The organism is Metasolibacillus meyeri, from assembly GCF_003049505.1.
In the GTDB taxonomy this organism is placed as follows: Bacteria; Bacillota; Bacilli; order Bacillales_A; family Planococcaceae; genus Metasolibacillus; species Metasolibacillus meyeri.
The window spans coordinates 1-11,749 of record NZ_PYWN01000004.1 but is presented as its reverse complement, the minus strand read 5'-3'; the positions used below and the strand labels follow the sequence as shown (position 1 = coordinate 11,749).

Below are 11,749 nucleotides of genomic sequence, written 5' to 3'. Positions count from 1 at the left end.
GCACACATTGTGACTGACGCTACGCTTTCGTCACAGAAAAACCATGTGCTGATACCGAATATTTGTGAGGGTTATGACGAATCACATTTATTTTCATCCCATGATCAGCGCCGCTTGCTTTAAAATATCATTCTCCACCAATAAGCGTTGATTTTCTTTACGTAAACGATCCAGTTCTGTTAAGTTTTCCTCATCTATTTGAATTCTGATAGCATCATCTGTATGAATGGTTACTTTCCCCTTAATTTCCTCAGATAACACTTTCTATATTGAACCATTTAGGCGCACAGATCTAATAGATCAAGTGTCTTTTTTTGTGCTAGAGATTGTGATTATGCAGACTTTTTTTGGGAGAATATATGATAATGCTAATTGGTTTTTTCATAAAAATGAAATAATTTTCACGAAACATTGTTTATAACAGTGAAATGCATTATATTATTCATAAAAATGAAATTAGGAGTGAAATGATGAATATCGGAATGGAAATAAAGAAATTGAGGACTGAAAAAGGAATTACTTTGAAAGAGTTAAGTGAAAAAAGTGAATTATCTGTTGGATTTATTTCTCAATTAGAAAGAGGACTTACTACTATAGCAGTTGATTCACTTGAAAAGCTAGCTAATACTTTGGGGGTGCATTTAACACATTTTTTCGATTACCCACTCAAAAGGAAAGATATGGTTTTGAGAAGTTATGAACAAGAAATAATGGATTCAGTAGAAGGCGGTTTTATTAAGTATAGTTTAAGTACAGGTTTGGAAAATAAACAACTTGTTCCGAGGCTTATAGAAATTCTACCTCAAAAGAAAGATGAAGAAGTATTATCCTATAAGCATGAGGGAGAAGAGTTCATTTATGTTTTAGAGGGTATATTAACTGTCTACATAAATGATAAGAGGCATGAAGTATATCCTGGTGACAGTGTTCATATGGAATCAAGTATTGCACACAATTGGGCTAATTACACTAATAAAAAGGTCAAGCTTATAGCTGTTAATACGCCTAATTATATCTACCAAAAAGGGTTTGATAATACAGGTGCTGACTAGTAAAGGCAGTATACAAAGTTAATAGAAAGTGATTATAACAATGGATAAATTAATACTATATCTAATTGGTTCTTTTTTTGTAATTGGCGCTATTGATTATATTACCGGAAATTATTTAAAACTGGGTGGGAAATTTGAAGAAGGCATAAAGACTATGGGGACTTTAGGGCTTGGTATGATAGGAATCATTTCTTTAGTTCCTATATTTACAAATTTTTTATCTGTTGTGATTATTCCAATCTGTCGTGTTTTTCATCTAGATCCCTCTATAGTTCCTGCGGCATTTTTAGCTGTAGATATGGGGGGCTATCAAATGGCTGCTCAGCTAGCATTGACAGAAGAAATGGGAGCATTTTCAGGAATTATCATTGCGTCTACTTTAGGAGCCACAATCAGTTTTACAATACCTGTCGCGTTAGGAATGCTTTCTAAAAAAGATGAAAAATATTTTTCTAAAGGTGTCTTGGTTGGAATTATTACTATACCAATAGGATGTCTGGCAGCGGGTTTATGGCAAAAAATAAATATTAATCTATTAGTTTTGAATTTGGTCCCTATATTTTGTTTTGCCTTTATTTTAGGGCTAGGATTATTAAAAGTTCCTCATGTTTTTATAAAAGTTTTTAATGTATTTGGAAAGCTTATAGTGAGTTTGAGTATAGTTGGATTACTTTTACAAGGTATAAATGTGATATTTGGTGTAAGTCTTGTCTCAGGATTAGCACCACTTTCTGAATCTACTGTTATCGTTGCCAAGATTGCACTTGTTTTAGGTGGAGCATATCCCATGCTAGCATTAATTAATCGAATATTTAAAAATATATTTGAAAAAATAGGGGAAAAGTTTGGCATTAATTCAGTGTCAGTAGCAGGAATTCTAGGAAGCTTAGCTAGTAATTTGTTGATATTTGGAACATTTAAGGACATGAATCCTAAAGGAAAAGTGGTAAGTACTGCCTTTGGAGTTAGTGGCGCATTTGTATTTGGTGGTCAACTTGGATTTGTGTCAGGAGTAGCGCCAGAAATGATAGGCGCATTTATAATAGCAAAACTTACAGCTGGAATCATTAGTATAGTATTGGCTGTCTGGCTGTTTGAGGGTGAAAATAAAGAATTCAGTGTTAAAGAAAATGGAGGTATTAGTAATGAAAATTAGAGATAGGGTCGAAAAGTTACGGCAGCTGATGAAAGAAAACCAACTGGATGCTTATATCATTCCCAGCTTTGATGCACATCAGAGTGAATATGTAGCAGAGCACTGGAAATGCAGACAATGGGTATCAGGATTTACAGGGTCTGCAGGTACTGTAGTCATTACATTAGAGGATGCTGGGTTATGGACAGATGGCAGATACTATATTCAAGCTGAAAAGCAACTTGAGGGCTCCGGCATCCGATTATTTAGAATGATGGACCCAGGGGTACCTTTTTATACAGAATGGCTCGCAGATGTTCTGAAAAAAGGGAGCACTGTGGGGTTTGATGGCAATGTTTTTTCAATTAATATGGTAAAAAAGTTAGAAAAAGATTTACAAGTAAAGAGCATAGCATTAAAAATGAATCAAGATTTAATTGATGATATATGGGTAAGTAGACCGGAGATTCCAAAAGGATTAATTTTTACGCATGACGTAACATATGCAGGCAAATCACGAGTAGCAAAATTAAATGAAGTAAGAGAAGAGATGAAAAATAAAGGATCAAATTATTATATTTTAACTTCTCTAGATGATATTGCATGGCTTTTGAATATAAGAGGGGCAGATGTGCCAAACAACCCCATTGTAATAGCTAATGTAATCGTAGCAGAGCATACATGTTATTTATTTATTGATTCTTGCAAGGTTCCTTCTTCGGTTAAATTAGAACTGGAGGCTGAAGGAATCGAGTTAAAAGAGAGTGCTGAAATAGACGCAGTATTAGAAAATCTTTCAGACAGAGACGCTGTTATTCTAGATACAAATAAAACAAATATTCGATTATATAATGCCATTAACAGCACTACAAAGAAAATTGAACACTCGAACATCACAACGAATTTAAAAGCTATTAAAAATGAAGTTGAGATAAAAAATTTAAAATGGTGTGAAATAAAAGATGGTTTAGCCATGGTGAAGTTTATAAAATGGCTAAAAAACGCTGTAGTTAATATGGAAATTACAGAGATTGTAGCAGAAGAAAGATTGGAAGATTTCAGAAGGGGGCAGGAAGGGTTTGTTGGACTTAGCTTTGATACGATAGCAGGTTATAAAGAGCATGCTGCGATGATGCACTATAAAGCTGATAAAGATACCCAATTTACGCTGGGGAATGAAGGTCTTTTTTTAATTGATTCAGGTGGACAGTATTATGATGGAACAACAGATATTACAAGAACGATTGTTTTAGGAAAACTTACCGATGAACAAAAAAGAGATTTTACTTTGGTGTTAAAAGGGTTTATTGCATTAAGCGCAGTAAAATATTTATACGGAGCAACAGGTTCAAACTTAGATGTTTTAGCAAGACAACCAATTTGGCAATATGGCCTTGACTATAAATGTGGGACTGGCCATGGGGTAGGATTTTTCTTAAATGTTCATGAAGGACCACAAAGCATAAGAAACGATCATAATAATGTTGTGTTAGAAAAAGGCATGATTATTACGAATGAACCGGGAATATACCTTGAGGGGAAATACGGAATTAGAATTGAAAATATGATGTTAGTAGTTGAAGACGAGAAAACAGAGTTCGGTCAATTTATGAAGTTTGAAGCAATCACATATTGTCCTATTGATTTAGCCGGTATTAATAAAGATATGCTAACAGAGAGTGAGAAGCAATGGTTAAACCATTATCATCAAGAGGTATACACAAAGCTAGCTCCTTATTTAAATGAAGAAGAGAGAGCGTGGCTAAGGAAAGAAACGAGGGAAATTTAAAGTTTCGGCGCTTTATATTTTTATGAAGTCATTTAATTTAGCTGTAACGTTTTGAAATATAAAACTCAACTTGTTCATTACCTATTGCAGGTTCCAAGACCATTTTAGGAGTTGAGTTAGTTAAAAACGAACATTGATTTCAAATAAAAAATTGACTTACAGATTCACAGATATGAATGTAAGTCAGTTTTTTTGTTTAATATTGCATATATAACGTGACAGGTTTATTTTGTAAAGCATCCCAAGCTGACCATGCCTTCGTGTGAGCTGCGTCTGTATAAATACCTTTAATGCTATGGTCAGTATACGATCTTTTCACAGTTGTTTTACTACCTTTTAGAACAACACTTTGAATGGAATTACTGTAAACAGAGCTAAAATCAAAGGATGTTACACTAACTGGTACTACTAGGGTTTTTAGTTTGTTATGAGTAAATGTTTCTGCCTCGATAGTTGCTAGTTTATTAGGCAAGGAAACAGATGTAATGACATTTTGGCTGAATGCGTTTGCGCCGATATGCACGACATTATTTGGCAATACTAGGCGCGGTAATTGGTTGACTGCGAATGCGCTATTACCAATGCTTTGTAATGTTTTAGATAATGTTAACATCGTGATTTTATTACCGAAAAACGCATGATCTGGGATGCTAGTTACCCCGCTACCAATGACAACCTTGTTCATGGAATTGGAACTAAAGACACCTTCACCTAGCGTCGTGACGGAGTTAGGTATTGTCACCCCTCGTAGTTGATTATAAAGGAAGGCTTTCTTACCAATTGATTTGACTTTGGCTGGGATGATGAACTGTTTTTTTGCATTGGACATATTGTTATTAGCAAATGCGTAGTCGCCAATTTCCACTAGGTTTGTTGGTAGCGCCACCTCTATATTTTGATTGAAATTTGTACTATTAAAGGCGGATATGCCAATCTTTCGAATTGAATTAGGTAGCGAAAATTGACTCACAACTTTTTTCGTATAATCATATTCCTCTAAGCCAAGCGGTGTTAAATATGGTGTAAAGGCAAAATGTCCGATTTCAGTAACGGGTATATTATTAATTTTTGCAGGGATAGTCAATTTCGTTTTTGTTGTTTTTGGGTTATAGCCAGTAATTTTAATTTCTTTTTTGCCGTTATTATTTACGATTGTATAGTATAAATCTTGGTATAGTTTATCTTTTTTGATTTGCAAATGGTCTGGTAAAGTATAGCTTTTAATTGGGTTGCCGTAAACAATATCACCTAAAATCGACGTGACAGAATTCGGTACTGTAATCGTAGTGAGCTTGTTAGACGAGAATGCATTAAGACCAATTGATTTTAATTTACTTGGTAACGTGATTTTTGTTAATTGATTTCCAGAAAATGCATCATTCCCGATTTCCTCTAAATTTGCTGGTAGTTGTACGTCAGTTAGTTGATTGTTTAAAAAGGCGCTATGTCCAATGCGCTTAACTGAATTTGGGATCGTCACACTAGTAATTAATTGTGCTAAATAAGCCTCATTTTTATTTATTGGTACCGTTTCACTCCAGTAATCAGACGCTGGTGTATAAAATGCACTGCTAGCAATTTCAGTGACTGGATAAGTTTTAATAGTGGCTGGAATGACGATGTTTTTTTGTAAGCCATTTTTGCCAACGATTATCACTTCTTTTTTTCCGTTGGGCTTTGTTACAATTTCATACAACACATCCCCATAGGCTTGTACTCCTGCAGCAGATACTTTCGTACCGATGAAAACAAAACAGAATATAACTACAGCGATAACCATGCATAATTTCTTCATACCCTTCATCCTCCTCAATCGTTTTATGCGCCGTATAGACGGAAGAATGAGGGAAAAGTTTCAAAAATAATTTTAAAATTATTGAACCATTTCGTATGTAAGTATTAAAGCTCCTCCATAATTTGAAATTCCCCCAACTTCACGTCTTGTATTCCACACAAGCAATACATCTCCCAAAACACTAAGAAAATATTAAGAATTACTGTGTGCGTTTGTTAAGATTTAATTAGCACTATATCCTTATACGAATCTGATAGGGGTAATCACATGAGCCTAAAGAGATGGGGGAGTGAATGTAGTTGAACATTTTGATTTGTGATGATAAAGAAACCGTCAGAGCTATTAGTATTTATTTCGAAAATGAAGGATATCGAGTATTCAAAGCTTATGATGACGTTGAGGCAATCGATTTGATTCACAATAATGTTATACATCTAATTTTATCCCGTATTAACAGGCTGTAAGACCCCCACTGATTGAAGGTTCACTTTATCTATGTAGGAACTTGCGTAACTTTTCCTTGTTTATCAACTCTAAGGCCGATTCTAATTTATGGTATTTCTCTTGCGTGCATACTAAACTGACCAACCGTATAGCTAGGCTGAATGCCCTCAATTGTTAGATGATAAAATCTCATAATGGGTATATTACATTATACTGTTGGTTGTGATTTATATATTGACAATGATAATCATTTTCAATAACGTGGAAAGAGGCGAGAGTCCTTATGATTCCTTGCCATATTTTAGTGGCAGAATTTTGATGAATTCACTATTTTTGAAATGAGGTATGCAATGTGAAAATTGACGTTAATCAGTTAGCTGAGCATTTAGCACAAACTCCTTTTCAAGTAGAAGGAGTATATCGATATGCTAGAAATTCAGGTGTGCCTTACGCAGACTATACAGATTCTTTTCCAGGATTTGTTTTTCCACTTACAGGAAAGATACAATTTCAATTTAATGGCACGCCTTATATCTTTTCGCCAGGAAAAGTTGTGCATGGGGGTGCAAAAATGAAACTAGATCAAAAAAATTTTGGTAATGCAAATTGGGAATATATTCTTGTTTTATACCGGATATGTAACTCAGAGCTACAGGAGTCAAGCTTTTCTCATCAGCATTTTGAATTATTGACTGGACAATCTCCTCGTCTTATCGAATTAATTATGCATCTTTGGCATGTGTATAATCAGCGCGGAGGCATTTCAATGTTTCAGACCGAAATGCTGTTTCGTGATGTACTGAATGAGGCCTTATTATGTGTTGCTAATAGGCAAAATAGCTGTGAATCACATACTTTATTCGAACGGGTATCTTCTTATATTCATGAATACTATTATCACAGCCTTACAATCTCCTTGCTTGCAGAACAATATAACGTGAATCGAAATCGACTTTCTTATGTATTTAGAAAACATGCAGGTATGGGCCCAGCAGAATACTTATTAAAATATCGTATAAACATGGCGCAAGAAATGCTCTTTACAAGTGATGCACCTGTACAACAAATTGCGCAAACTGTTGGAATTACTGATCCTTTTTATTTTAGTAGAGTTTTTAAGAAACAATTGGGTATTTCCCCTACTGAATATCGAGAGAAGTTCATCAATAATCCATGCTAATTTCAACAAGCATCCATTCTAATCCGAAAAGTACTTTACTATACTAATGGCATATCAAAGATAATTTGTTGGAGGAATTTCGGATGCAAAAGATTAAAGGACTGGTATTCTCAACGCTATTATTAGCAGGCATATTAGTAGGTTGCAATGAAACGTCTGTTGAAAATAACGGAGTAGCTGCAGAAGACACATCTACATCAGCAGTTAATGTGGATGCAACTGATTGGCCAAGAACAATTAAGGATGCGTTAGGTAAAGAAATTGTTATCGAGAAAAAACCAGAAAAAATGGCTTCTCTATGGTATTTTTATCCTGAAATATTAGTTGCATTGGGTGAGCCGCCTGCAGCTTCTACTGAAAAAGAGTATCTATCTTCTTTATCTTATTTAAATGGAAAGTTGGATTCAACTGAAGAATTAGGAGATAAATTGTCTCCAAGTATTGAAAAAATTCTATCGACTGAGCCTGATTATATTTTAGCAACGGAACATCATGAAAAATTATATGATTCGTTAGAAAAAGTTGCGCCAGTCATTACGCTGAAATCTAAGGACATCTATGATGACTGGCAATACGGCCTCCGTACAGTAGCAGAGATTATTGGAAAAGAAGACGAAGCGGAAAAAGTAATTGATAAAATGATGCAAGAAATTACAACTGGGCGTGAAGCATTAAAATTGATTCAAGGAGAGTCAGTAGCACTTGTATTGTCTTGGGATGGAAAAACTTTTAATGTTCTAGGTGAAGAAAATCCTGTATATACACTTGCATTCGATAAAGAAAAAGGATTGGGGCTTACACCAGATGTTACATTTAAGGGCAATAATAATCAATTTACTGCGTTCGAAGGAATTTCAACTATTCAAGCAGACCATATTTTCCTTATAGGTGACATTACAAAAAAGGAAACATTAATGAGTGAATTAAAACAAAGTAATGTATGGAATAATCTGAACGCCGTAAGGAAAGGGAATATTCATTTGATGGATACTTCTGCCATTACTGGTGGTCCATTAGCTATCGAATACGCTTTGCAAAATATAACAAATGCCCTGCAAAAGCAATAAAACGAAGTATTTAATTCGAAAAACAAACAGCGTCAAGAAGGTCAATAAATAATAAGGAGAGATGTTTATGTCCTACCAAGTTATAAATATAAATGAGAATTTGTCTCAATTAAATGAGCTTTGGTCTCCGAAAGTTGTCGGTGAAATAAATGACTTTCAATTCAAGCTAGTCAAGATTGCTGGGGATTTTATATGGCATGAGCATCAAGGCGCCGACAAGGTATTTATTGTGCTCGAAGGAGAAATGTTCATCGCTTTTCGTGATGGTCAGGTGAAAATTTCCAAGGGAGAGATGTTTATTGTTCCAGGAGGAGCCGATCACAAGCCTTTCGCTGAAAAAGAATGCCATATCATGTTAGTGGAGCCTAAAGGCGCAGTAAACACTGGCGATACTGAGTCAGAATAAATAGCAGCCAATGCTACTTAGATTTAGTGTTTGTTACTGGTACGAATTCAATGTATGAGAAAATGATTCACGTGACATTGCCTCGTTAAACGGTGCAGCCCCTTGTTGAGAAATTTGTCGATTAAGGAAGGATGATTATGGATGTAAGTGTATCCACTACTTTGATGGACCGAAACTTTCATATCATCCATTGAGTGCATGGTGGATACAATCTGATGAAGTAATGATGTATAGCAAAATAGTAAATATAATAGAATTAATTGATGGTGGAGATATATGATTAACCAAAACTCACATCATGGAGAACTTTATCATAAATAAGTAAGATTTATGAAAACAACCACTAGAGAAAATCTAAGTGGTTGTTTTGTAAGGTTTTTTCGAAAATTAGGCATTTATTAAATGGTGGCTACTATCACGTTTTGTAGCTTTTATTATAAATGTAGCTGGAACAATCGTAGCTTTTTGAGTTGAGTACCATTTCGATGGATCTTCTGTAATAGTAGTCGGTAATACAACATCATCGATTACCTTCTCAATGGTGAAGTTAGCTTCTATTAGAGTATTGATATATGTACTTAATTTCCTATGGTGAATGACAACATTACTGTGCCATGCTTCATTATATTCGGGTCCTTCTATATTGTAGGATTTTTTAAAAATGAATGATGAATCTTCATAGGTCAAGCGATCGTGAATAGGGTGCTCCCAACTAAATATGAACATGCCACTAGGCTTTAAATAGTTATGGATATTCGACAATGTCTTGTGTAAATCAACAGTCCATCCTAATGCATAAATAGAATACACTACATCAAAGTATTCAAGTGGTAATCCTGGATTCTCCTCCATAGGCGATTCGAACAAGGTTACTTGACTTTTTTGAGAGCACAGCAATTTTTCAGCTGTTTCAATCTGTTTGGCTGAAAGGTCTACCCCCCACAATTCTTGAGCACCTTCATTTCCCATATATTGCAAAGAATGTCCGCTACCACATCCGATATCCAAAACTTTTTTACCTGTAATAGGTCCGAATAAATTAAGTTGTTCTTCATTTAAAGAAAAGGGTCCATATTCTGGAAGGGCTGTTCTACCATAAAAACGTTCTGCGGATTTTTCTCAGCCATCCTTATTCATCCTTCAAGTTTCTATCCTTAGTTATATAGGGAAAAACCACTTGAAACACTGATATATCAACGTTTTAAATGGCTTTTATTATTGTGATTAACAACTTTAAGCAAAAGCTCAACTTATTTTGTACATGAATAAATTCGATAGCCCAATTTCCCCTCATATCTGGACAGGATATCAAAGTGTTTCCCCATAATCTCATAAAATCCAAGCTCAAGATCATCTGAATAATGGAGGTCAGGCACTGAATCAATGGAAGTATTTTTTTGTATGCGAATATGTTCAAAACCGGCCTGCTTCATTAAGGCTACCCAATCCTTTTTCATTGTAAGGGAATCAAATCCATAAAATTGTTTGATTTCATTTTCCTCTTTTTCCTTTAGTCGCTGATTAATCGTATGTTCAATTGCAATGAAACGACCGCCATTCTTTAATAACCGAAAAACTTCTTTAAGGGCTCTAGGTTTATTTACAAAAGAAAGAACAGATTCAGAAATAATAAAGTCAAAATGATGATTTGGAAGTGGAATTTTTTCTGCTGAGACTTGAATTATTTGTACGGGTAAGTGATTTTTTTGCATGCGCTTCTTGGCTTTGGCAACCATTGTTGGATTAATGTCTATGCCCGTTACGTTTGCGCCATATTTGTAAGCTAAATAGGCAGCGGTTTGACCAGTACCGCATCCCACATCTAGAATATGAGAATTGCTGTTAATGTTTTCTCTCTTGAAGATTTCCTTTGTTAGATTAATACCACCAGGGTGTGCTCCCCCAATACCGAGCTTAGATAAAAAATCTAGATACTTGGAATGTTGAATTATGACCACCTTCTTTCATCTGTTTTCGAAAGGTAAGCAGTTAAGCGGGCGCGAATATGCTTTCTTGTATAATATGAACTTTAAAAAATATGGTTCTTGCAAGAGAAGTCGATAAGAAATATAAATCTCATTTAGTACTATGGTGGAGAATTTTATTAAAAATGATGGTAAAATCGCGTTTTGAAATAATTCTAGATAGTCCATTATTCAATTTACTCTATAAAGGAATGAAAACAAATGACAAATCAAATATATGTTAATTGGGGAGGACATAGAGTCAAACTTACTTGGCTCCCTAATAAAGCTATGGATATTCAAAAAGTTACAAGTGTTCATGGATATTGCTTCTATCAAGGGAATATCTTATTGGTGAATGTGGAAGGAAGGGGATTTAGTATTCCGGGCGGGCATGTTGAAAAAGGAGAGAGTCCCGAGGAAACGTTTCTAAGAGAGGCGTACGAGGAGGCTTATGTAGAAGGGAATATTCAATATCTCGGAGCCATTGAAGTTAATCACGAAGAGAATCCTTTGTTTGTTGAGAGTGGAAAGTATCCTCTTATTGGCTATCAACTATTTTATAGAATGGATATAGAAAAGTGTCATCCCTTCCTTCGAGAGAACGAAACGATCGCTCGAATATGGGTGGAGCCAGAAGAAGTTCAATATGTTATTAGTGACCATGAGCTTTCTTTATTAATATTGAAAGAAGCAATAAACGTAAAGTAATCTTTATTCAATTAAAAACAGAAATATGGTATGGAAGGAAGTATAGAGCAGGAATTATACGAAGCAACCTCTTGCGCCCTTCAATTGTACTAGTAAAGCTAAGAACCCGTCCTCTTTACAAGAGGGCGGGTTTTCATAGTGTTTATTTATCTCGTATTAACAGGCTGTAAGACCCCCACATCAAAATAGTGAGTGGAACGAAATAG

At 35.0% G+C, this 11,749-nt stretch carries 9 protein-coding genes and 2 pseudogenes; 7 read left to right on the top strand and 4 right to left on the bottom strand.

Translation table 11 applies throughout. The features are described 5' to 3' along the window. Nucleotides 1–46: 46 nt before the first annotated feature. Nucleotides 47–195 (bottom strand): annotated as a pseudogene (locus tag C9J34_RS00755) (IS3 family transposase); the annotation flags it as partial. 275 nt (nucleotides 196–470) lie between these two features. On the opposite strand from C9J34_RS00755, the gene C9J34_RS00750 reads away from it, so the two are divergent. From C9J34_RS00750 to C9J34_RS00740, 3 genes are read left to right on the top strand one after another with little or no spacing between them, the layout of a single operon-like run. After that, on the top strand, nucleotides 471–1,052 hold the full coding sequence (locus C9J34_RS00750; protein WP_107837942.1) for a helix-turn-helix domain-containing protein: 582 nt from the start codon (nucleotides 471–473) through the stop codon (nucleotides 1,050–1,052). Nucleotides 1,053–1,092: 40 nt separating this feature from the next. Then, nucleotides 1,093–2,208, top strand: coding sequence for an ethanolamine utilization protein EutH (gene eutH / locus C9J34_RS00745; RefSeq protein WP_107837941.1), 1,116 nt, complete (start codon nucleotides 1,093–1,095; stop codon nucleotides 2,206–2,208). After that, nucleotides 2,198–3,976, top strand: a complete 1,779-nt coding sequence (locus C9J34_RS00740; RefSeq protein WP_107837940.1) for an aminopeptidase P family protein — start codon at nucleotides 2,198–2,200, stop codon at nucleotides 3,974–3,976. The genes eutH and C9J34_RS00740 overlap by 11 nt, the downstream gene beginning before the upstream one ends. 196 nt (nucleotides 3,977–4,172) lie before the next feature. On the opposite strand, the gene C9J34_RS00735 is transcribed toward C9J34_RS00740, so the two are convergent. Continuing rightward, nucleotides 4,173–5,771, bottom strand: coding sequence for a leucine-rich repeat domain-containing protein (locus tag C9J34_RS00735; RefSeq protein ID WP_193768840.1), 1,599 nt, complete (start codon nucleotides 5,769–5,771; stop codon nucleotides 4,173–4,175). 796 nt (nucleotides 5,772–6,567) lie between these two features. On the opposite strand from C9J34_RS00735, the gene C9J34_RS00725 reads away from it, so the two are divergent. The 3 genes from C9J34_RS00725 to C9J34_RS00715 all read left to right on the top strand — a co-directional run bounded on the left by C9J34_RS00725 (nucleotide 6,568) and on the right by C9J34_RS00715 (nucleotide 8,868). Beyond that, the gene (locus C9J34_RS00725; RefSeq protein WP_107837937.1) at nucleotides 6,568–7,395 is read left to right on the top strand and encodes a helix-turn-helix transcriptional regulator; all 828 of its coding nucleotides are present in this window, start codon (nucleotides 6,568–6,570) and stop codon (nucleotides 7,393–7,395) included. A gap of 83 nt (nucleotides 7,396–7,478) precedes the next feature. Continuing rightward, entirely contained in the window at nucleotides 7,479–8,462 is a 984-nt protein-coding gene (locus C9J34_RS00720; RefSeq protein ID WP_107837936.1) for an ABC transporter substrate-binding protein, read from the top strand. A gap of 67 nt (nucleotides 8,463–8,529) precedes the next feature. Continuing rightward, a complete protein-coding gene (locus tag C9J34_RS00715; protein WP_107837935.1) occupies nucleotides 8,530–8,868 on the top strand; it encodes a cupin domain-containing protein in 339 nt (112 codons plus the stop codon). Nucleotides 8,869–9,255: 387 nt separating this feature from the next. Here C9J34_RS00715 and C9J34_RS00710 read toward each other — a convergent pair. After that, nucleotides 9,256–9,987, bottom strand: a pseudogene (locus tag C9J34_RS00710) (class I SAM-dependent methyltransferase); the annotation flags it as partial. 131 nt (nucleotides 9,988–10,118) lie between these two features. Continuing rightward, nucleotides 10,119–10,826 (bottom strand): class I SAM-dependent methyltransferase, encoded by a 708-nt coding sequence (locus C9J34_RS00705; RefSeq protein WP_107837934.1) that lies wholly within the window; start codon nucleotides 10,824–10,826, stop codon nucleotides 10,119–10,121. 228 nt (nucleotides 10,827–11,054) lie between these two features. Between C9J34_RS00705 and C9J34_RS00700 the strand changes: the two genes are divergently transcribed. After that, entirely contained in the window at nucleotides 11,055–11,543 is a 489-nt protein-coding gene (locus C9J34_RS00700; protein WP_107837933.1) for an NUDIX domain-containing protein, read from the top strand. The last annotated feature ends 206 nt before the right edge of the window (nucleotides 11,544–11,749 follow it).